Consider the following 20,910-nt stretch of genomic DNA (forward strand, 5'->3'; position numbering starts at 1 on the left):
TTAAGTTGTATCTATTTTTTTTGATGTACAAACAACTTCAATTTTGTTTTAATTATTAAAATAAACTTAAATAGAGGAAAAAAAATGAATAGATTTTTAAAATCAATTGGAGTTTTTCTTGTAATTCTTTTTAGTATTACTGCAGTTAGCGCTGAAACGTTGACTAGTAAATTAAAAGGTGGTGACAAGTTAAGACTTGGGTTTGGAACTGCAGTGCCATGGGCTTATGCAGGAGATAACGGTCAAGCTTTAGGATTTGTTAATATGATAGCTTTAACAGTTCTTGAAGAAATGGGAATCACAGAAGATCAAACTGAAACTAAAGTTTTTGAATGGTCTGGATTGATACCTGGATTAAATGCAAATCGTTCAGATATGGTTACTGGTGGTATGTATATTCTAAAAAGTAGATGTGCAAACATGAACTTTTCTGATCCTATAGGTGTTTTTGGCGATGCCATGATGGTTCCAAAAGGAAATCCTCAAGGAATTAATAATTATGCAGATGTTATTAGAACTGGTGCAAAACTTGTAACTGGTGCTGGATTTAACACTGTTGAAGCTGCTAAAAAGTATGGTGTTCCTGAAAGTCAAATGATGTTAGTTGAAGGTGAAGTTGGAATTCTTGCTGCAATGAAAGCTGGAAGAGCTGATGTTGCTGTACAAACATTCTTTGGTGCAAAAGAGCATGAAGCAAAAAGTAACGGTATGTTTGAAGTGACTGACCCTAAATTAATGCCTAAAGAAACTTTAAACGTAGTTGGTATTGGTTTTAGAAAAAGTGATGTTGAATTTAGAGATAATTTCAATGCAGCTTTAGCAAAAGTTATGGCTAACCCAGCAAAAATGTTAGAGAGAGCTGGTGAGTATGGTTATGATAAAGCTCAACTACCACCTCCTTCAATGAGTACTGAGTGGGCTTGTTCAACTAAGTAATATTAGTAATAGATTAATTTAATCAGGCGATGAATAAAAAGTCGCCTGATTTTTTTTTAAATTTAATTAAAGGTTTTAAAAGTGAGTTATTTTTCATTCTTAGCTGAACACGGATCTACTTTATTGCTAGGAACAGTTACTACAGTTAAGGTGTTAATTTGTGCTACTATTCTCTATGTAATAATTTCCATAATTTTTGGGTTAATGAGAGTGTCAAATAATTCAGTTATTCAGAGCACTGCAACTATTTATATAGAATTTTTCAGAGGTACATCTTTAATGGTGCAATTATTTTGGGTTTATTATGTCTTACCTTTTTTTGGTATGTCTCTTGAGGCATTCACTTCAGGTGTTGTAGCTATAGGGATGAATTTTGGTGCTTATGGAGCCGAAATAGTAAGAGGTGGAATAATAGCAGTACCAAAAGGTCAATGGGAAGGAGCTTATGCTCTTAACTTTAGTCCAGCAAAAAGAATGAGGAGAATAATTATACCACAAATTTTTCCAATTATACTTCCACCAGCAGCAAACTTGACTGTAGAACTTTTAAAAGCTACTGCACTAGTTGCACTAGTAACTGTTGTTGACTTAACATTTGAAGCAAAACAAATTAATTCTATTACATGGTTATCTGCGCAATGTTTTGGAACAGCACTTATAATATATTATATTATATCGAGATTTTTTCTTGTCCCTTTTTTACGTTGGTTAGAGGTTCTTGCTGCAAAAAAAGTAGGAAAGGAGAAGATATAATATGAACGCAGAATGGAAATGGGATTTTGCTTATCAAATATTACCTAAAATGTTATGGGCAACCTTAAACACTATAATGGCTGCGGGAATAGGTTATTCAATAGCAGTTGTAGTAGGTATGCTGTTTTTATTGGGTCAACGAACACCTTATAAGTTTGTAAATATTATAGTTAGAGAAATAGTAGAATTTATTCGTTCAACTCCACTTCTTATTCAATTATTCTTTGTATATTTTGTTGGACCTCAATTTGGTATAGTTTTATCTGCCTGGATGTCAGCAATGATAACTATAGGGCTTCATTTTGGTACTTATCTTTCAGAAGTTTATAGAGGCGCATTAGAGGGAGTTCCAAAATCTCAGTGGGAAGCTTGTAGGGCGCTAAATTTTTCTGCAATATACACTTATAAAAGAATAATTTTTCCTCAAGCTTTTCCTATAGCAATTCCAGGAATGGGAAATTATTTAGTAGGAATCTTTAAAGATACACCCTTATTATCAACTATTGGAGTTGCAGAATTATTTCATGCAGCAACAGCAGTAGGTGGGTATCATTATCGTTATTTAGAACCATACACTATGGTTGGAATTATTTTCTTAATTTTATCTATACCTGCGGCAATGGGTATTAGAAAATTAGAAAGATCAGTTAACAAAGCACAAGGAAAGGTAAAAAACTAAATGAATAGTTCAGATGATGTTTTAGTAAAGTTTTCTGATGTTACAAAACAATATGGAGACCTTGTTGTTTTAGACAAGCTTAATTTGGAAATTAAAAAGAATGAAATGGTTTCAATTATAGGCCCATCTGGATCAGGTAAAACTACAGTATTAAGAACTTTGATGACTTTAGAGAAGATTGATAAGGGAGTAATTTATTTAGAAAATGAACCCTTAACTCATATGCCTGATAAAGAAGAGAAGCTAGTTATAGCTAATGAAAAATATTTAAGAGAAAGACGATCAAAAATAGGAATGGTCTTTCAACAATTTAATCTTTTTCCTCATATGACTGCTTTACAAAATTGTATTGAGGCTCCAGTTGAAGTGTTAGGTATGAAAAAGGTAGAAGCTGAAGAAAGAGCTTTAGATTTGTTAGATTTAGTAGGGTTGTCAGATAAAAAAGATGAACATCCTTCAAGACTATCAGGTGGTCAACAGCAACGAGTTGCAATAGCCAGAGCCTTAGCAATGAGGCCAAAGGTTATGCTTTTAGATGAAATTACATCTGCATTAGACCCGGAAGTTGTTGGCGAAGTTTTAAATGTAATTAGATCTTTAAATAAAGAACATGATCTTACTATGATTATGGTTACACACCAAATGGGCTTTGCTAGAGAAATATCAGATCGAGTATGTTTTTTTAATGAAGGTAAAATATTTGAACAAGGACCTCCAGAGCAATTATTCGACAATCCACAAAATGATAGAACTAAACAATTTTTACATGCTGTTCTTGATGCCAATTAAGTAAAATATTTAAATATTAATCGTCAGCGTATACTTTTTCATCTTTTTCATGCTTTTCTTGTGCTGCAATACAAAGATGTGCAACTGGTCTTGCCATTAATCTTTTTATTCCAATTGGTTCAGCAGTTTCTGCACAAAATCCGAAAGTTTTATCTTTTATTCTTATTAAGGCTTGGTCAATTTTAGAAATTAATTTAATTTGTCTATTAATTGCTTTCATTTCTACAGTTTTATCTGTGTAAGAGCTTGCTTGATCGACAATATCTGCTGAAACACTATTGTCATCCATTGAACCATTGTAGAGAGCTTCATTATTTGCTTTTACTAGTTCTTTTTTCCACTCAGTAAGTTTTATCTTGAAAAAGGATAAGTGCTTATCACACATGTATTTTTCTGTATCCTTTGGGATGTAGTTTTTTGAAATTTTAATTGGTGCCTTCACTTTAATTTCAGGGGTACTAATTTTTTTTATTACTTTAGTTGGCTTTTTTGTTTTAGTAGTAACTTTCTTTGCCTTAACTGTAGTTTTTTTAGCAGGTGATTTTGAGATTTTGGGCATATATATAAATTTAGTGGCCGGAGTATATTCAGCAATTAATACGTGTCAAGCAAGCTTAATTCATATAAAATCAATGAAATGTTAATCAGTAAAAACAATATAAATAAATTGTTTTATAGTTTTCTTATAATTCATTTAATTTTATGGACATTGGTTCCAACATTAACAAATAACAATTTACCACTTGATACAATTGAAGCCCTGGCTTGGGGAAGTAATTTAGATTGGGGATTTAATAAACATCCACCAGGTAGCGCTTTTTTCCCAGAAATGATGTTTCAAATTTTTGGAGCACAAGATTGGGCATATTATTTATTAAGTCAATTGTTTGTAGTAACAGCATTTATTATTGTTTTTAAATTTGCTGAAGAACTATTTAAGAATAAAACTTTAAGTTTAATATCGGTACTTCTCCTAGAGGGTATTTATTTCTATAATTTTACAACACCTGAATTTAATGTGAATGTTTGCCAATTACCTTTTTGGTCGTTATGTGTTTATTATTCTTGGAAATTATTTGATAAAGAAACAATAACTTTTAAGGATTGTTTTTTGCTTGGAGTTTTTGCAGCTATAGGTTTCTTATCAAAATATCTTTTTATTTATCTTTTGATATCAATAGACTTATTATTTTTTTATATAATCTTTATAAAAAAATATAAAAAATTTGATTTCAAATATCTAATATCTTTAGAGGCCTTTATTGTTTTGTTGGTCCCTCATTTAATTTGGCTAGCTAATAACGATTATATTACAATTACATATGGGTTAGCTAGAACAGGTCTAGAGAATTCAAGTTTATTGGATCATATAACTTACCCTTTAATATTTTTAGGCAAACAAATAGGAATACTAATTCCATTTTTTATAATGTCATTTTTTTTAATAAAAAAAATTAAGTTAAAAATAACTTTAAAAGATAAAAAATTATTATTCTTAATATTTATTAATCTAATTCCAATTGGACTAATGTTCTTAACTTCCATGTTAACAGGATCTAAAATAAGAACAATGTGGATGACCCCATTTTATTTATTTTTTGGTGTATTGATTGTTTATATTTTTCAAGCTCAAATAAATCTTAAAAAGTTAAATGGATTCATATCAGTGTTTTTAATTTTATTTATTTTTTCACCTTTTGCTTATGCCTATATTTCAATTACAGAAACAGATAAAAGAACAGATTATTTGGGTAAAGAAATAGCAATTAAAACTGAATACTTATGGAAGCAAAATTATACATTGCCAATAAACGTTGTACTGGGTGATGAATGGCATGCTGGAAATTTATCATACCACCTAAATTCTAGACCAGTTTGGGAAGGATTGATTACAAAAGATAAGCTTAGTTCATTGTCGAAATTTATTTGTATTGATAATATTTGTATAGGAAATAGATGAGCAAAATAAAAATTTTAATCCCTATATATAATGATTGGAAATCATCTTTTAAACTTTTAGAAGATATAGACTTACAAGTTAATGATCTAAATCATGAGTTTTCAGTTATAATTATAAACGATTGCTCTACCGAAGAAAGACCCATTAATGATTTTAATTTTAATAACCTTAAGTCTATTAAAATAATCAATATGAAAAAAAATAAGGGACATGCTAGATGCAATGCATCTGGGTTAAGATATATTGATGAGCATGAAGACTATGATTATATAATTCCAATGGATGGAGATGGTGAAGATAGAGTGGAAGAAATAACTCTACTTATTGATAAGGTAAATGACTATCCTGATAAAATCATTACAGCTAATAGAGTAAAAAGATCTGAAGGGTTTTTCTTTAAACTTTGTTACCTTTTACACAAATATTTAACTTTTGTTTTTACTGGACAATCTATTAAGTTTGGTAATTTTATTTGCTTACCTAAATTTGCAGTTAATAAGATGATAAAAGAAAAATCAACATGGAGTAGTTTTTCAGGAGCTGTTGCTAAACTATTTAAAGATAGAAAATCTATCCCATCAATAAGAGGTAAAAGATTTTTTGGGCCATCAAAAATGAGTTTTATTAACTTATTAAAACATTCAATATCAATTATAGCTGTTTTTAAAATGACACTGTTGATTAGATCTATATTTTTTTTAATTGCTTACTTACTTCTAGTTGTAGGTAATCTATCATTGATTACATTGTTACCTGTTATAGGAGTTGTTATTATGATGATTTCAGTAATTATACTTTCTCAGAGAGAAAATATTCAAGAATTTGAAAACTCTTTAGAAAATATTAGCAGTGTAGATCAACTTAAATAGCTTTTATTATTGGTAGTGAATGAAAGTCAGCTGTATCTATTTTTGAAGAGTGATCTCTTCTCATATTCCATTTTTTATTTACTCCTGCACTAGCCAAGCTTAATGTTGATCGTCCATATCTATAATTTGTGCTATCAATAGATCTCATTAAGCTTTTAATTTTCTCATCTTTTTCAGTGGAAAATAGATTTTTACTACCACTCGAACTAACTAAACCAGTCAGTGTTATGCCTGCTTTTTGATATCTGTATCCATTAATAAAGATTTCATTTAATGCAATCAAAGCAGTTTTAACTATTTCAATACTATTATTGGTAGCTATTGGAAAATCTATAGTTTTAGCATTTGAATAATACACTCCTCTATTTTGAAAAGGGCTTGTTCTAACAGACACAGTTATCGATTTTGCTATTAAAGATTCTGATCTAATTTTTTCTGAAGCATTTAAACAATAACTTGCAACTGCCTCTTCTAACTCTTGAAACTTTTCAACCCTTGTACCAAATGATCTTGACACTACACAACTTTTTCTTTTTGAAGTTTTAGTTTCTAGTGGGATACAAGAAATTCCCCTAAGTTCTAAAGCAGTTCGAGAGCTTAAAACATTGGAACTTTTTTTGATCCAAGTATTTGACATATTTTTTAATTGTTTTGCATTATAAATTCCATTTTGATGATAGAATTTAGTTAGTTGCTTACCAACTCCCCACACATCGTTGATATCTATTTTTTCTAACAATGGATCAATATTTTCAATTCCTATTAAGTTCGTGACACCAGATTGTTTTTTTTTTGCTATATGGTTTGCAATTTTACTTAGCGTTTTTGTTTTAGCAATACCAATGCTAGTTGGAATTCCCGTCCATTGTAAAACAATGCTTCTAATTTCTTTTCCTACATCTTCTACTTCATCATCTGGATAATTACTTAAATCTAAAAAAGCTTCATCTACTGAATATATTTCTAACTCAGGATTAAATCTTTTTAAAGTCCTCATCACTCTTCTGGATAAATCTCCATACAAAGAATAATTTGAAGAAAATACATAAACTTTATTTCTAAGTATTATTTCTTTAGCTTTAAAGTAAGGCTCACCCATTTTGATACCAAGAGACTTTGCTTCATTCGATCTTGCAATAATGCAGCCATCATTATTAGACAATACTATAACTGGCTTATTTCTAATTTTAGGATTGAACAATCTTTCACAGGAAACATAAAATGAATTACAATCTACTAATGCTATTTTTTTAGTACGTTGAATGAATGACATAAGTCACAACCCCCCAAATAAATACTTCAGTTTCGTCACCAATAATTATTTTATCCTCAATATTTTTTGAACCTGATGTTAAAAATTGACCATCTTTTGATTTAACAAAACTTTTAACAACTAATTCATCGTGAACATTTGCAACCACTGTTGAAAAATTTTTAGGTTTTAAGCTTCTATCAATAACTAATAAGTCACCATCATAAATTCCAACATCGGTCATCGATTTTCCCTGAACTCTAATGATAAAAGTAGCAGGGACATTTTTGATTAAGTGAACATTGAGATCCACATCCTCTTCGATATAATCTGTTGCGGGAGAAGGAAAGCCAGCTCCAGCTTTATGTAAATAAAAGGGAATAGTTAATTTCATGTTCTTGTTTTGTTCTATTATATAGACTAGTTATGCAGCACACGCAATAGGTTGTATTTTGAGTCTGTAACTGAATCAAAGGTGAATCAAAACGTGAACATTGAAACTACATTTTGTGCTCTTGTGGATAACTTCAACCAGAGATAGTTTAGACCTCATATTATAATGAAAAAAATTCTATCAATTGTATTTTTTGGCTTAATCATAACTTCTAACTGCATGGCTTATGAAGAAGCAAATTATAAAGTAGTGAAAAAAAATAATATTTACGAAATCAGAAAATATTCTGATCGTTTAGTTATTGAAACATCAATATCAAATGAAAGCAGCAGTTTTAGAAAATTATTTAACTACATATCGGGCAATAACGATAAAAATGAAGAGATTAAGATGACAACACCAGTTACCCAAATGAAAAAAAAAGGAAATATGACCATGCAATTTTATTTACCTTCAAAATTTAATAAAGAAAACACACCAGCTCCATCTAACCCAGATATTAAAATTTTAAACATTAATGAAGGTTATTATGCGGTTATTAGATACTCTGGAAGAGCTTCTGATAAAAATTTTACTAAACACAAAAGTATTTTAGAAAACGAATTAAAAAAAGATAATATATCAATTTTGAGTGTACCCATTAAAGCAACTTATGATGGACCTTTTACACTACCTACGAATAGAAGAAATGAAGCAATGTTTGAAATTAATATAGAAAATAAAGGAGAAATATAAATGAAAAAACTAAAATGCCATTGTGGAGAGGTAGAAGCAGAAATAAATGTGCCTGAAAATTTAGAAAAAGTTTTAAAATGTAATTGTTCTATCTGTAAGAGAAAAGGAGCAATTATGTCTATGGTTAAGAATGAGGATTTTCAGATTATTAAAGGTAAGGACAAATTAATATTGTATCAATTTCATTCAAAAATCGCAAAACATTATTTTTGTTCTAATTGTGGAATTTATACGCATCATAATCCAAGAGCCAATCCAGCTATGACAGGATTTAATCTTGGATGCATAGATGAAATAAATACTTTTGAATTAAAAAATATTGCGATCAACGATGGTCAAAACCATCCTCTTGATAAAAAATAATTTTTATGCGAGAAGTTAATGATTGTTTTAACAAGGTAAAAAAAAATTGTTTTAAATTTATTTCTTCTCAAGAAACTAAGAAAGATAAATTTAAAAAAAAAGATAAGATGATTAAATCTTATCTAATTCCTGTTAGTTTTTGGATAGTAAAAAAAATTAATAAAAAAAAACCATTATTAATTGGCTTAGCTGGAGGACAAGGGTCAGGCAAAACAACTATCTCATCAATTTTAACTTTAATTTTAAAAAAATATTTTAAGTTAAATGTTTTTAAAGTTTCTATCGATGATTTTTATAAAACAAGAAAAGATAGAAAGGCATTATCTAAAAATAAACATCCTTTATTAATGACAAGGGGAGTGCCAGGAACTCATGATGTAGATTTAATGTTAAATTTTTTTAAACAGATTAAAGATAAAAACTTTAAAAGTTTACAAATTCCATCATTTAATAAAGCAATAGATGATAGGTGCCAAAAAAGTTTATGGTATAAAATCAAAACAAAGCCAGATGTGGTAATTTTTGAAGGTTGGTGTGTTGGAGCAAGAGCTCAATTAAGTAGTCAACTCAAAAAACCAATTAACTCACTTGAAAAAGTCTATGATCAAAAAACTAAATGGAGAACCTATGTCAACAATCAATTAAAAACTAAATATAAAACCTTATTCAAGCAATTGGATGGATTACTATATCTAAAGGCTAAAAACTTTAGCTTATTGAGAGAATGGAGATTAAAACAGGAGAGAAAACTCTGGGTTCAAACAAAAAACAAGAAAAACCTAAAAATTATGAGCAGTAGAGATGTAATAAACTTTATGCAAACTTATCAAAGAATTACTCAACAAATGTTTAAAGATGCGATAAAAAACTCATCAGTTATAATGAATTTAAATAGCAATCATCAAATCGAAAAAATAAAATTTAAAAAATAATGAAAAAAATAATTTTAATATTCTTATCTATTATTCTTTTTAATGGAAAAGCTTTTTCGATACCTTTGTCAAAAGCATTATTACAAGCGTACAATGAAAACCCAGTATTAAATGCAGAACGTGAAAATATTCAAGTTTCAAGAGAAGATGTAAAAATTTCAAGAAGTGAATTTTTACCAAGTGTGACACTATCTGGGTCTAAGAGCCAAGAAAATACTGAAAAACAAACTGATGTTTCAGGTGCCAACTCATCTTTCACAGATGTTGATCCGAAAACCCAATCTATAAATATCGAACAAAAAATATTTCAAGGATTTGCAGGTATAGCAAGTATGCAAAAAAGTAAGATTGGATTAACATTAGCTGAAGCAAAACTTTTAAAAACAGAACAAGAAATTTTATATCAAGCAGTAGAAGCTTACTCAGGACTTATATTCGCTGAAGAAAAACTTAAGATCAATCAAAACAATATTAATTTATTAGAGAGACAAGTTGAAACAGACCAAGCAAGATTAGAAAGAGGTCAGATTACCTTATCTGACTTAGCGCAATCAGAATCATCACGTGCAGGAGCGCAGGCAAAATTCCTACAAGCAAAAAATGAAACTATAACAGCTAAATTAATATATGAAAAAATTATAGGTCCAATTATTGATGTAAATTCTTTAGACAAGGAATCCGACTTAAATTTTACAATGCCAGGAAGTTTGAGTGAAGCAATTGAAATTTCAAAAGCAAAAAACCCTAATTTAATTATTTCAAAATTAGAATATGAACAATCAGAAAAAGAAGTAACGATAGCTAGATCTGATCTATCACCTTCTGCATCTTTATCTTTTAATAGCTCAAAATCTGACGATGTAAGCTCAACAGTGGGTGAGCGTGATAAAGAAGTGTTAAAAGCAACTATTTCATGGCCAATTTTTAATGGTGGAAAAAACTCTGCATCTTTAAACAAAAGTAAAAATCTAAAAAATAGAAAAAAATTATTGCTAGATAATGCTTTAAAGACTAATGATACTAATGTTGCAAGCACATGGTCAAGTCTCCAAGTATCTAAAAGCTTATTAGATTCAGTTACAGCACAAGTTAAAGCTGCTGAGATTGCTAATGAAGGAATAACAGTCGAGTATGAGTCTGGACTTGAAAGATCAACTTTAGACGTAATTCAATCAAGCTCAATTCTACTAACCTCAAAAATAAGCTTAGCAGATTCTGAGAGAAACTATTTACTTTCACAATTTAAATTATTGCAGTCCATTGGGCTTTTGAATAATAACTATTTAAAACTCCAGTAATTAAGCCATCTTTTCATTAAAAAAAATAACTATTGAAAATAAGAACAAAATGTGTACATTTAAACCACGATTCGAATACTAATTATTAATAAAAAAGGCATAAAATGACTAAAAACAACCTAAAAGTAGTTAAATCTACAAAAGCACAGCAAGCAGAAGGCAACGAGAAAAACAAAGCTTTAGACGCGGCAATGAGCCAAATTATCGATAATTTTGGAAAAGGATCAGTAATGAAACTTGGCCAAAGAAGAGCAATGGACGTTGAGTCAGTTTCAACTGGATCATTAAGTCTAGACGTGGCGCTTGGAATAGGCGGTTTACCAAAAGGAAGAGTTGTTGAAGTCTATGGACCAGAATCGTCTGGTAAAACAACTTTAGCATTACAAGTATTAGCAGAAGCTCAAAAAGCTGGTGGAATATGTGCGTTCATAGATGCAGAGCATGCTTTAGATCCAATTTATGCAAAAAAACTTGGTGTAGACACCGAAGAATTATTAATTTCACAACCTGATACTGGTGAGCAAGCTCTTGAAATAGCTGATACTTTAGTTAAATCAGGATCAATTTCTGTTATCGTAATTGACTCTGTAGCAGCACTAACACCTAGAGCTGAAATTGAAGGAGAAATGGGAGATCACCATGTAGGACTTCAATCAAGATTAATGAGTCAGGCTTTAAGAAAGCTAACAGGCTCAATCTCAAGCACAAATACTATGATGATTTTTATTAATCAAATTAGAATGAAAATTGGAGTTATGTTTGGAAGTCCAGAGACTACATCTGGTGGGAATGCACTTAAATTCTATTCATCTGTAAGATTAGATATTAGAAGAATTGGTGCCATTAAAAATGGGGATGAAATTATTGGTAACTCAACAAGAGTTAAAGTGGTAAAAAATAAAGTAGCCCCACCATTTAAAGTTGTTGAATTTGACCTGATGTATGGCAAGGGTATTAGTAAAGTAGGTGAATTAGTTGATCTTGGTGCAAAAGCTGACATTGTTGAAAAAGCTGGAGCTTGGTATGCTTATAAAGGAGAAAAAATTGGCCAAGGAAGAGAGAATGCTAAAATTTATTTAGAGCAAAATCCTCAAATTGCTGCAGAAATTGAAATGGCAATTAGAGAAAAAGCTGGGGTGATAGCAAAAAAAATTGAAGGTAATCCTCTTGATCCAGAAAAAGCAGCAAAAGATCAAATTGAGGATCCTAAAGTGGAAATAAAAGAAGAAGTAACACCTCCATCTAAAAAGAATTAGTTAAAGTCATCTTTAATTATTAAAAGGCGCTTAATTTAAGCGCCTTTTTTCCCTTACTATCTTTAGGAATACCAACGCTTATTCAAACAAACTTACATCAGAAACTTGTTTTATCTCAAAAGTCTCTAGTCTGGACACTAGTCATCCTATAAAATCCTATAATCCAGAACCACGATCCCTAAAAGTTTTTTCATTGTCTAAAGTCCTCTGGCACCCAATTAATATTTTTCACTATACTGTTCCCGCTAATAACGCAATTAACACAAAAACTATTATACCTATTACTGGTTTTAGAATTTTAATAATTTCATCTTTACTTTTTCGATGTTTGTATAAAAGATAAATTATTATAAGTGGAACTGGACACCCTCCTACAAATACCCAGATTGCTAAAAAAGAACCGATTGTAGTAGCTAGAGCTAAATAGATGTTTACAAAAAAATCTAATGCTATCACTATATTTTATTACATTTATAAATAGCACCTGTAACTTTTGTAACATCTCGATACTCAATTTTATCAAGTAAATTAGTAATTATCATAAATTTTTCATATTCTTGTTTTTTAGTGCCTAAATTTGAAACTGTATAATAATCGTAACCAAAGCTAGATTTGATTTTTGGAGAAACTAAAAGAAAGTATTGTTTGGTTCCTTAAATAAAATTTATTACTTTACTGCAACAGCATAAATAGATTCGAAATGGCGTTCTTTTAAATCTAAATCTTTTTCAAACTCGCGAAGCATCACTTGTTCAAAACCGCTTTTTTTAATTATATTAACCAAATTTTCCTCATCAAATAAATAATGGTGATGCCCATTTAAATAGGCAATATAATTTACTTGATCTATGTGAGAGCCAGTGTTTGTGAGTCCAGGCTCGTACCAATTTTTTCTTTCTTCAAAATTTTTTTTATTTAGATATGATTCTATGTATAATCTTGAATTTGGAACGCAAACTTTAAGCTTTCCCCCTATTTTTAAAATTCTTTTACACTCCTTTAATATTAAAATTATATTATTGGAGTTAAAATGCTCAAGGGTATGTGATGTATAAATTTCGTCAACAGTGTTTGTGTCTAATGGCAAAGGTTTTATTAAATTATGCGCAATATCACCACCTAAATAGTCAATTGTTACAAAATCATTTCTCCCTTTTTTATTTGAACCTAGATCTAATTTTATTAATTTTTTTTTTTTTAAAATTTTCCATTTTTTTATCTGAAGAGAGTAAATTATACTTTCTTTTATAAAATTATAAAACTCTTTAAGACCAGGTATTTTGACTAAAAATTTTTTGATCATTACTCTTTATAAATACCTAATTGTTTATTTTTAGCTTTTTCTACATATTGTTTTAAATGTTTTTTTATCTTTTCAAGTTGACTAGGGTAAATATAAGAATTTCCAATTTCATTTACATCAGCAAAAACAACACTGCACCACAACAAACCCAGGACCATGATTCTTAAAATCTTTTTCATTATTAAATTTTATCAAAAGATCTGAGAATTAACAATCTGATTTATCTCAAAAAGTTCTAGTCGCGGTTCTAGTTTATTGCTTCATTTGATCAGTCTTTACGCAAATTATTTTTAATCAATTTTAAATCGTCCGCATAACTAGTGTGAGCTAGTGTCAGCTAGTGTGAGGTAGTGTGTTCCTCAAGTGCATAATTTAAGCACTTTTTTTCCCTACACTTATCTAGACATCAAATTAAAAAGCTGTATTTTAAATGTATGGCTGACAAAACACTAAATCAAATTAGAACAACTTTTTTAGATTATTTTAAAAAGAATGATCACAGGATAGTTGAGTCTAGCAATTTAGTTCCAAATAATGATCCGACATTAATGTTTGCAAATTCAGGAATGGTACAATTTAAAAATGTATTCACTGGATTGGAAAAAAGAGACTATGTAAGAGCCACAACCTCACAAAAATGTGTAAGGGCAGGAGGTAAGCATAACGACCTTGAAAATGTAGGCTATACACCAAGACATCATACATTTTTTGAAATGCTTGGAAATTTTTCATTTGGAGATTATTTTAAAGAAGAGGCAATTAGTTATGCATGGAATTTAATAACTAAAGAGTTCGGAATTGATAAAAATCGTCTTCATGTAACAGTTTACCATGACGATGAAGAAGCATTTAACTTTTGGAAGAAAATAGCTGGTTTTAGTGATGATAGAATAATCAAGATAGCAACATCAGATAACTTTTGGTCTATGGGTGACACAGGACCTTGCGGACCATGCTCAGAAATATTTTATGATCATGGTGATCATCTAGAAGGGGGCTTGCCAGGCACTAAAAATGAAGATGGTAACCGTTTTATAGAAATATGGAATTTAGTATTCATGCAATATGAGCAAATTTCAAAAGATAAAAGAATAGATTTACCCAAGCCATCTGTGGATACTGGCATGGGTCTTGAGAGAATAGCTGCACTATTACAAGGAACACACGATAACTACGAAACAGATCATTTTAAAAAACTAATACTATCTGCATCTGACACATTAAATGTTAAAGTAGATGAAGTTAACCAATCTAGCTTTAGAGTAATAGCAGATCATTTAAGAGCAAGTTCATTTTTATTAGCAGAGGGAGTTCTACCTTCAAATGAAGGAAGAGGATATGTGCTTAGAAGAATTATGAGACGTGGAATGAGACATTCACATTTATTAGGTTCCAAAAAACCAGTCTTCTATAATATTTTTAAAACACTTCTAGAAGAAATGTCTAATAATTATCCTGAGTTAGAAAGAGCACAATCATTAATAAAAGAAACTTTGAAAACTGAAGAAGAAAAGTTTTTAGTTTTACTAGACAGAGGAATAAAAATATTAAATGAAGAGTTAGAGAAAGTGGAAAAAATATTACCTGGTGAAGTTGCGTTTAAACTTTATGATACATTTGGTTTTCCATTAGATTTAACAGAAGATATTTTGAAAAACAAATCATTGACTGTTGATGGCGATAAGTTTGATTTATTAATGAAAGAAAGTAAAGAATTAGCAAAAAAAAATTGGAAAGGATCAGGGGATAGTTCTATAGATCAAATATGGTTTGATATAAAAGATCGTTTAGGTGCAACTGATTTTTTAGGATATTCCACAGATAAAGCAGAAGGTGTAATTACTTTGATTCTTAAAGGTGGCAAAGAAGTTCAAGATCTACAAAAAAATGATGAAGGAATTATAATTACAAATCAAACACCTTTTTATGGAGAATCTGGTGGGCAAGTTTCCGACACAGGAATAATTTCTAATGAGGTTTTTGAATTTGAAGTGACTGATGTTCAAAAAAAACTAGGGGATTTATTTATCCATTATGGAAAAGTTATAAAAGGTTCGATTAAATTAAAAGATAGTGTTGAATTAAAAATAGATACACAGAGAAGAAATAATATTAGAGCCTACCATTCTGCTACACATTTATTACACGAGGCATTAAGAAGAGTATTGGGTGAGCATGTAACTCAAAAGGGGTCTTTAGTTCAGTCTGATCGCTTAAGATTTGATTTTAGTCATATGAAACCTATCTCAGATGAAGAGATGGTGAAAATTGAACATTATGTTAACTCAATAATTCAAAAAAAGTCAGAGGTGAAAACAAGAATAATGACACCTAAAGAAGCAGTTGAGAGTGGTGCCCTAGCTTTATTTGGAGAAAAATATGGTGATGAAGTGAGAGTTTTGTCTATGGGGGATGAGGAAGGTAAATTTTTTTCAACAGAACTATGTGGAGGAACGCACGTTGTAAATACAACTGATATTGGAAAATTTAAAATTATAAGCCAATCATCTATTGCAGCAGGTGTTAGAAGAATTGAAGCCTTAAGAGACACACAGTTAGTTGATTTTTTAAAAGAGAAAGAAAACTTATCTAATCTGTCAGATCAAAAAAATGAAGCAGTTATAAAAGAATTAGAGACAAAGATTGTTAAATTAGGAGGAAAACCTAACCTTCAAAATATTGATAAAGTAGACCTGATAAAAGATCTTAATAAACAATTTGATCAACTTTCAGTTAACTCAATATTAAAAGATAAAGAAAAAAATAAAATTAGTGATCAAGTTATCAATGGATTTAAAGTCAGGTTTCAAAATATTATAGATTTACCATTTAAAGATCTACGTAAACTAATTGATGAAGGAAAAAAAGAAATTGGCGAAGGATTAGTAATAATTTACGCAATCAATGACAATAAAGTTGGATTAGCTGTAGGTGTTACCAAAAAATTAGAAGACAAGTTTGATGCTGTAAAAATTGTTAGAGCTGGATCAGAAATTATTGGTGGTAAAGGTGGCGGTGGAAGAGCTGACTTTGCTCAAGCAGGTGGAACATTGCCTGATAAAATTGAACAGTCTTTTGAAAATATTAAAAAATTAATTAATTAAGCTTTTTTTTAAGCTGTCCATCTAACTCATCTAAGAAACCATTAGTAGTTAAATACTTACTTGAAGGACCAATTAAAATTGCTAAATCTTTAGTCATTGATCCATTTTCAACACAATCAATACAAACCTTTTCTAAAGTTTTTGAAAAATTAATCAACTCTTCGTTTCCATCCAATTTTCCTCTGTGTGCAAGACCCCTAGTCCAAGCAAATATAGATGCAATTGGATTTGTAGAGGTTTCTTTACCTTGTTGATGCATTCTATAATGTCTTGTTACAGTTCCATGTGCTGCTTCAGCCTCCATTACTTTTCCATCTGGAGTTAATAGAACACTAGTCATTAAGCCTAAAGAGCCATATCCTTGTGCCATAGTATCAGACTGAACATCACCATCATAATTTTTACATGCCCAAATATACTTACCACTCCATTTCATTGCACATGCTACCATGTCATCAATTAGTCTGTGTTCATAAGTAATTTTTAATTTTTCAAATTTTTCTTTAAACTCTTCATCAAATATTTTTTGAAAAATATCTTTAAACCGGCCATCATATTGTTTTAGGATTGTATTTTTTGTTGATAAATAAACAGGCCATTCTTTAATCAAACCATAGCCGAAACAAGACCTTGCAAAATCCTCTATTGATTTATCTAAATTGTACATTGATAAAGCTATACCTGGCCCAGGAAAATTAAAAACTTCATATTTTATTTCTTGGCTACCATCTTCAGCTGTCCATTTAACTTCCATTTTACCTTTTCCGGGAACTTTAAAATCCGTTGCTCTATACTGATCTCCAAATGCATGTCTTCCAATAATCACTGGGTCTGTCCATGAAGGTACTAATTTAGGAATATTTTTACAAACTATCGGCTCTCTAAACACAGTTCCTCCAATAATATTTCGGATAGTACCATTTGGAGATCTCCACATCTTTTTTAAATCAAATTCTTCAACACGGGCTTCATCTGGTGTTATTGTTGCACATTTAATACCAACACCAATTTTTTTAATTGCAGTGGCTGAATCAATTGTTATCTGATCATTAGAATTATCTCGACTTTTCATGCCTAGATCAAAATATTCAATGCCTAAATCTAAATATGGAAGAATAAGTTTACTTTTAATAAACTCCCATATTATTCTTGTCATTTCATCGCCATCGAGTTCGGCAACTGGATTTTTAACCTTGATTTTAGCCATATTTGAATAATTTATATTAGTAATTGTAATTTAGTGCTTTATATACATATTAATAAAAAATTATCAAATATAAGCTTATGTTAGAGAAAATTTTTCCAAAAATTCATTCTGAAGGATACAAATTTTTAGCTATATCTATTATTATAACAATTTTTTTATACTTCTTTAGCACCTTTCTAGGATTAATCGGTTTATTGTTATCGATATGGGTTTATTATTTTTTTAGAGACCCTGAACGAATTTCAATAAATGATGAAAATTATTTAACAAGTCCAGCAGATGGTGAAATTTTAATGGTTCATGAGGTAAATGGACCAAAAGAGCTAGGTTTAGAAGATAAAAAATTCACTAAGATAAGTATTTTTATGAATGTATTTGATTGTCACGTTAACAGAACACCCTGTGAAGGTAAAATTTCAGAAATACTTTATAAACCAGGAAAATTTTTAAACGCATCACTTGATAAAGCAAGTGAAGATAATGAAAGAAACTATTACAAGATAACGAATAACCATGGAGAAGAAGTTATTGTTGTTCAAATTGCAGGTTTAATTGCCAGAAGAATAGTTTGTGAGTCTTCAAAGGATCAACAATTACAACAAGGCGAAAGAATCGGAATGATAAGATTTGGAAGTAGAGCTGATGTTTATTTTGAAAATTATGAAACGTTAGTTAAAGTAGGACAAAAGACAATTGCTGGTGAAACGCTATTAGCTAAAAAGTAGCTTATGGAAAAACCTAAAAATAATTTTAAAATTGTATCAGATAAAAAAGCTAGAATGCTTTTGCCGAATGCACTGACATTAATAAATGTATGTATTGGATTAAGTTCCATTAAATTTGCATTAGATGAAAAATTTGAATTATCTATTATAGCTATTATTTTTGCAGCAATTTTTGATGCATTAGATGGTAGAGTTGCAAGAATGTTGAAAGGAACCTCTTTAGTTGGAAAAGAATTAGACTCATTGGCAGATTTAATTAGTTTTGGAGTAGCTCCAGCCTTTATAATGTATTTCTGGTCTTTAAATAATCTAGGTAAATTTGGTTGGTTACTCACGATGATTTTTGTAGTTTGTGTTGCACTTAGACTTGCACGATTTAATGTTAGCTCAAGCTCAGAGCCATCATGGAGAGACAATTACTTTGAAGGAGTGCCGTCGCCAGCAGGAGGAATTTTGGTGTTGATGCCATTAATATTAAGCATAAGCGAAATAGATTTAATCAAAATTAATTATAATATAGGAGTTCCAGCACTCTTTATTTTGATATCATTTTTATTGATCAGTAAAGTTCCAACATTTGCATTTAAAAAAATTTCTATACCACGCCACTTGACAATATTTGCATTGTTTGGAGTTGTTTTATTTTTTGGACTTTTATTAATATATACGTTTAAAGTTTTAGTTATTTGTGGGTTAATTTATATTTGCTTAATTCCAATTGGATACTTTAGTTATCAAAAAATTTATAAACAAAAAATTTTAAGCGGTGAAAATGACACCAATGAAGATCTTGAAGACATATTGTAGATGAAAAAAAATGTAATTGTATCTCTGGCTGATTCAAATTACTTTGAATTACTCAATGAATTAGTCGATTCTATTAAGAGTTTTGAAAAAAGCAAAGATACAGCAATTTGTATTTTAGATGCCGGTTTGTCTGAGCAACAAATAAACATATTATCTAAAAAAGTAGACGAAATTAAATCAGCCGAATGGGATATTGATGTTCCAGCGTTTAAAGTAGAAGGAAAAGAGTGGTTAAAGAGTCAAGTATCTAGAGCTTTTTTACCAAAATATTTTCCCAGTTATGAAAAATTTCTATGGATTGATTGTGATGCGTGGGTGAATGATTGGAATTCTGTTGAATTATATTTTAAAGCTTGTGAAAATGGTAAATTAGGAATTACTCAAACATTAGGACCAGGATACAAAATAATGTCAAAAGTAAATTGGCTATTTGGGAAAGTAGCAATAATTAAATCTCAAAATTTTAAACATGCAATAAAATCAAAAGTTGGAATTAATAAAGCAAGAAAATTAGCTTTTGCTCCACATATAAATATTGGAGTTTTTTCATTAGAAAAAAATTCACCAGGTTGGATTTCATGGCAAAAAAATCTAGAACAAACATTAAAAAGTGGAAATATCTTTGGCTCAGAAGGTTTGGCTATCAATATGTCAGTTTATATAGATGAATTAGAAACTGAATTTTTACCATTAAACTGCAATTGGATTGCTAGTAATTTGTTACCAAAATTTGATGAGATTAAAAATACATTCGTTGAACCTTACTTACCAAATTATGAAATAGGAATTATGCACTTAGCTGCTGGAATTTGGGATTCTGATAAAGATATGAGGTTACATAAAGAAGTTAAAATTAATATTAAGACTATTCAGCAAAAAGTATTATTTAAAAGTCTAAGATTTGGTCATTAATTGAAAAAGAATAGAATCTCTAAGAACTGGATTAACAAACAAAAAAGAGATATCTATGTTAGACAGTCCCAGGTGGATGGTTATCGAGCTAGATCTGCATATAAATTAATAGAAATAGATGAAAAATTTAAGATATTAAAAAATGGAATATCAGTAATAGATTTAGGTGCATCACCAGGTAGCTGGTCTCAATATATTTCAAGAACAGTGAAAAGTGGAAGATTAGTTTCAATTGACATAAAGGGTATGGAGGAAATTGAGAATACAATTCAAATCAAAGGTGATTTTACTGATTTAGATTCTCAAGAAAAAATAAAAGCTTTATTCAAATCAAAAGTTGATGTTGTCGTGTCCGATATGGCTGTTAATACAACGGGTATAAAGGATATAGATGCAATTTATACAGGTGAACTTGCCATGGAAGCCATGAATTTCTCTAAAGAAATGCTGGTTAAAGAAGGCCGATTTGTCTCTAAGATTTTTCTAGGTTCTTCTTTTAACGAAATTGTTGCATTGGGCAAAAAATTATTCAAAGAAGTTAAGGTATTTAAACCCAAGTCTAGTAGAAAAGAATCTAAGGAAAGTTTTATTATTTGTAAAATCTTAAGATAGAGACTTTTTTTTTGAGGGGAATCA

23 protein-coding genes are annotated in these 20,910 nt (G+C 29.9%); 16 read left to right on the forward strand and 7 right to left on the reverse strand.

Features of this window, described 5'->3' with window-relative positions; genetic code table 11:
* Positions 1-84: 84 nt before the first annotated feature.
* The 4 genes from ABXT55_RS01250 (at position 85) to ehuA (ending at position 3,157) form a co-directional block, all read left to right on the forward strand.
* Complete coding sequence (locus ABXT55_RS01250) at positions 85-936, forward strand: transporter substrate-binding domain-containing protein (RefSeq protein WP_415284949.1); 852 nt, start codon at positions 85-87, stop codon at positions 934-936.
* A gap of 81 nt (positions 937-1,017) precedes the next feature.
* A complete protein-coding gene (ehuC, locus tag ABXT55_RS01255; RefSeq protein ID WP_415284950.1) occupies positions 1,018-1,689 on the forward strand; it encodes an ectoine/hydroxyectoine ABC transporter permease subunit EhuC in 672 nt (223 codons plus the stop codon).
* A gap of 1 nt (position 1,690) precedes the next feature.
* Positions 1,691-2,368 (forward strand): ectoine/hydroxyectoine ABC transporter permease subunit EhuD, encoded by a 678-nt coding sequence (gene ehuD, locus ABXT55_RS01260; protein ID WP_415284951.1) that lies wholly within the window; start codon positions 1,691-1,693, stop codon positions 2,366-2,368.
* Positions 2,369-3,157 carry an ectoine/hydroxyectoine ABC transporter ATP-binding protein EhuA gene (gene ehuA, locus ABXT55_RS01265; RefSeq protein ID WP_415284952.1) on the forward strand — a complete coding sequence of 263 codons (789 nt, stop codon included), beginning with the start codon at positions 2,369-2,371 and terminating at the stop codon, positions 3,155-3,157.
* Between the two features lie 16 nt (positions 3,158-3,173).
* Here ehuA and ABXT55_RS01270 read toward each other — a convergent pair whose 3' ends face one another.
* On the reverse strand, positions 3,174-3,716 hold the full coding sequence (locus tag ABXT55_RS01270) for a TraR/DksA family transcriptional regulator (protein WP_415284953.1): 543 nt from the start codon (positions 3,714-3,716) through the stop codon (positions 3,174-3,176).
* 78 nt (positions 3,717-3,794) lie between these two features.
* On the opposite strand from ABXT55_RS01270, the gene ABXT55_RS01275 reads away from it, so the two are divergent.
* Positions 3,795-5,117, forward strand: a complete 1,323-nt coding sequence (locus ABXT55_RS01275; protein WP_415284954.1) for a glycosyltransferase family 39 protein — start codon at positions 3,795-3,797, stop codon at positions 5,115-5,117.
* The gene (locus ABXT55_RS01280) at positions 5,114-5,986 is read left to right on the forward strand and encodes a glycosyltransferase family 2 protein (protein ID WP_415284955.1); all 873 of its coding nucleotides are present in this window, start codon (positions 5,114-5,116) and stop codon (positions 5,984-5,986) included. Before ABXT55_RS01275 ends, ABXT55_RS01280 begins: the two co-directional genes overlap by 4 nt.
* On the opposite strand, the gene ABXT55_RS01285 is transcribed toward ABXT55_RS01280, so the two are convergent.
* Positions 5,979-7,259 (reverse strand): Y-family DNA polymerase, encoded by a 1,281-nt coding sequence (locus tag ABXT55_RS01285; RefSeq protein WP_415284956.1) that lies wholly within the window; start codon positions 7,257-7,259, stop codon positions 5,979-5,981. The genes ABXT55_RS01280 and ABXT55_RS01285 overlap by 8 nt on opposite strands.
* Positions 7,237-7,632 (reverse strand): LexA family protein, encoded by a 396-nt coding sequence (locus ABXT55_RS01290; protein ID WP_018413913.1) that lies wholly within the window; start codon positions 7,630-7,632, stop codon positions 7,237-7,239. The genes ABXT55_RS01285 and ABXT55_RS01290 overlap by 23 nt, the downstream gene beginning before the upstream one ends.
* Positions 7,633-7,797: 165 nt before the next feature.
* Here ABXT55_RS01290 and ABXT55_RS01295 point away from each other — a divergent pair, with 165 nt between their 5' ends.
* From ABXT55_RS01295 to recA, 5 genes are all read left to right on the forward strand, one after another.
* Positions 7,798-8,367, forward strand: coding sequence for an SOUL family heme-binding protein (locus ABXT55_RS01295; RefSeq protein ID WP_415284957.1), 570 nt, complete (start codon positions 7,798-7,800; stop codon positions 8,365-8,367).
* Positions 8,368-8,730, forward strand: a complete 363-nt coding sequence (locus tag ABXT55_RS01300) for a GFA family protein (RefSeq protein WP_415284958.1) — start codon at positions 8,368-8,370, stop codon at positions 8,728-8,730. It begins immediately after the preceding gene.
* A 5-nt stretch (positions 8,731-8,735) separates the two neighbouring features.
* Entirely contained in the window at positions 8,736-9,662 is a 927-nt protein-coding gene (locus ABXT55_RS01305; RefSeq protein WP_415284959.1) for a uridine kinase, read from the forward strand.
* Entirely contained in the window at positions 9,662-10,960 is a 1,299-nt protein-coding gene (locus ABXT55_RS01310) for a TolC family outer membrane protein (RefSeq protein WP_415284960.1), read from the forward strand. Before ABXT55_RS01305 ends, ABXT55_RS01310 begins: the two co-directional genes overlap by 1 nt.
* A 104-nt stretch (positions 10,961-11,064) precedes the next feature.
* Positions 11,065-12,216, forward strand: coding sequence for a recombinase RecA (gene recA, locus ABXT55_RS01315; RefSeq protein WP_415272083.1), 1,152 nt, complete (start codon positions 11,065-11,067; stop codon positions 12,214-12,216).
* Between the two features lie 231 nt (positions 12,217-12,447).
* On the opposite strand, the gene ABXT55_RS01320 is transcribed toward recA, so the two are convergent.
* From ABXT55_RS01320 to ABXT55_RS01330, 3 genes are all read right to left on the reverse strand, one after another.
* Positions 12,448-12,672 (reverse strand): hypothetical protein, encoded by a 225-nt coding sequence (locus tag ABXT55_RS01320; RefSeq protein ID WP_415284961.1) that lies wholly within the window; start codon positions 12,670-12,672, stop codon positions 12,448-12,450.
* Between the two features lie 211 nt (positions 12,673-12,883).
* Entirely contained in the window at positions 12,884-13,519 is a 636-nt protein-coding gene (locus ABXT55_RS01325) for a class I SAM-dependent methyltransferase (protein WP_415284962.1), read from the reverse strand.
* Entirely contained in the window at positions 13,519-13,698 is a 180-nt protein-coding gene (locus ABXT55_RS01330) for a hypothetical protein (RefSeq protein WP_415284963.1), read from the reverse strand. The genes ABXT55_RS01325 and ABXT55_RS01330 overlap by 1 nt, the downstream gene beginning before the upstream one ends.
* Positions 13,699-13,953: 255 nt before the next feature.
* On the opposite strand from ABXT55_RS01330, the gene alaS reads away from it, so the two are divergent.
* Entirely contained in the window at positions 13,954-16,623 is a 2,670-nt protein-coding gene (gene alaS, locus ABXT55_RS01335) for an alanine--tRNA ligase (protein ID WP_415284964.1), read from the forward strand.
* Here alaS and ABXT55_RS01340 read toward each other — a convergent pair.
* Positions 16,616-17,830, reverse strand: coding sequence for an NADP-dependent isocitrate dehydrogenase (locus ABXT55_RS01340; RefSeq protein WP_415284965.1), 1,215 nt, complete (start codon positions 17,828-17,830; stop codon positions 16,616-16,618). The two genes, alaS and ABXT55_RS01340, sit on opposite strands and share 8 nt — an antisense overlap.
* Before the next feature lie 77 nt (positions 17,831-17,907).
* On the opposite strand from ABXT55_RS01340, the gene ABXT55_RS01345 reads away from it, so the two are divergent.
* The 4 genes from ABXT55_RS01345 to ABXT55_RS01360 are packed head-to-tail and all read left to right on the forward strand — an operon-like array spanning position 17,908 to position 20,886.
* Positions 17,908-18,555: a phosphatidylserine decarboxylase gene (locus ABXT55_RS01345; protein ID WP_415284966.1), complete on the forward strand. Its 648-nt coding sequence runs from the start codon at positions 17,908-17,910 to the stop codon at positions 18,553-18,555.
* 3 nt (positions 18,556-18,558) lie between these two features.
* On the forward strand, positions 18,559-19,362 hold the full coding sequence (gene pssA, locus ABXT55_RS01350; protein WP_415284967.1) for a CDP-diacylglycerol--serine O-phosphatidyltransferase: 804 nt from the start codon (positions 18,559-18,561) through the stop codon (positions 19,360-19,362).
* Positions 19,363-20,274 (forward strand): glycosyltransferase, encoded by a 912-nt coding sequence (locus ABXT55_RS01355; RefSeq protein ID WP_415284968.1) that lies wholly within the window; start codon positions 19,363-19,365, stop codon positions 20,272-20,274.
* Complete coding sequence (locus tag ABXT55_RS01360) at positions 20,275-20,886, forward strand: RlmE family RNA methyltransferase (RefSeq protein ID WP_415284969.1); 612 nt, start codon at positions 20,275-20,277, stop codon at positions 20,884-20,886.
* The last annotated feature ends 24 nt before the right edge of the window (positions 20,887-20,910 follow it).

It is taken from the genome of Candidatus Pelagibacter sp. Uisw_130, assembly GCF_047722505.1.
Lineage (GTDB): Bacteria > Pseudomonadota > Alphaproteobacteria > Pelagibacterales > Pelagibacteraceae > Pelagibacter.

Bases quoted from the DNA above. Each gene is read 5' to 3' on its own strand.
- ABXT55_RS01250 (WP_415284949.1), top strand. From the start codon at position 85: ATGAATAGATTTTTAAAATCAATTGGAGTTTTTCTTGTAATTCTTTTT.
- ehuD (WP_415284951.1), top strand. From the start codon at position 1,691: ATGAACGCAGAATGGAAATGGGATTTTGCTTATCAAATATTACCTAAA.
- ehuA (WP_415284952.1), top strand. From the start codon at position 2,369: ATGAATAGTTCAGATGATGTTTTAGTAAAGTTTTCTGATGTTACAAAA.
- ABXT55_RS01270 (WP_415284953.1), bottom strand. From the start codon at position 3,716: ATGCCCAAAATCTCAAAATCACCTGCTAAAAAAACTACAGTTAAGGCA.
- ABXT55_RS01275 (WP_415284954.1), top strand. From the start codon at position 3,795: ATGTTAATCAGTAAAAACAATATAAATAAATTGTTTTATAGTTTTCTT.
- ABXT55_RS01280 (WP_415284955.1), top strand. From the start codon at position 5,114: ATGAGCAAAATAAAAATTTTAATCCCTATATATAATGATTGGAAATCA.
- ABXT55_RS01285 (WP_415284956.1), bottom strand. From the start codon at position 7,259: ATGTCATTCATTCAACGTACTAAAAAAATAGCATTAGTAGATTGTAAT.
- ABXT55_RS01290 (WP_018413913.1), bottom strand. From the start codon at position 7,632: ATGAAATTAACTATTCCCTTTTATTTACATAAAGCTGGAGCTGGCTTT.
- ABXT55_RS01295 (WP_415284957.1), top strand. From the start codon at position 7,798: ATGAAAAAAATTCTATCAATTGTATTTTTTGGCTTAATCATAACTTCT.
- ABXT55_RS01300 (WP_415284958.1), top strand. From the start codon at position 8,368: ATGAAAAAACTAAAATGCCATTGTGGAGAGGTAGAAGCAGAAATAAAT.
- ABXT55_RS01305 (WP_415284959.1), top strand. From the start codon at position 8,736: ATGCGAGAAGTTAATGATTGTTTTAACAAGGTAAAAAAAAATTGTTTT.
- ABXT55_RS01310 (WP_415284960.1), top strand. From the start codon at position 9,662: ATGAAAAAAATAATTTTAATATTCTTATCTATTATTCTTTTTAATGGA.
- recA (WP_415272083.1), top strand. From the start codon at position 11,065: ATGACTAAAAACAACCTAAAAGTAGTTAAATCTACAAAAGCACAGCAA.
- ABXT55_RS01325 (WP_415284962.1), bottom strand. From the start codon at position 13,519: ATGATCAAAAAATTTTTAGTCAAAATACCTGGTCTTAAAGAGTTTTAT.
- ABXT55_RS01330 (WP_415284963.1), bottom strand. From the start codon at position 13,698: ATGAAAAAGATTTTAAGAATCATGGTCCTGGGTTTGTTGTGGTGCAGT.
- alaS (WP_415284964.1), top strand. From the start codon at position 13,954: ATGGCTGACAAAACACTAAATCAAATTAGAACAACTTTTTTAGATTAT.
- ABXT55_RS01340 (WP_415284965.1), bottom strand. From the start codon at position 17,830: ATGGCTAAAATCAAGGTTAAAAATCCAGTTGCCGAACTCGATGGCGAT.
- ABXT55_RS01345 (WP_415284966.1), top strand. From the start codon at position 17,908: ATGTTAGAGAAAATTTTTCCAAAAATTCATTCTGAAGGATACAAATTT.
- pssA (WP_415284967.1), top strand. From the start codon at position 18,559: ATGGAAAAACCTAAAAATAATTTTAAAATTGTATCAGATAAAAAAGCT.
- ABXT55_RS01355 (WP_415284968.1), top strand. From the start codon at position 19,363: ATGAAAAAAAATGTAATTGTATCTCTGGCTGATTCAAATTACTTTGAA.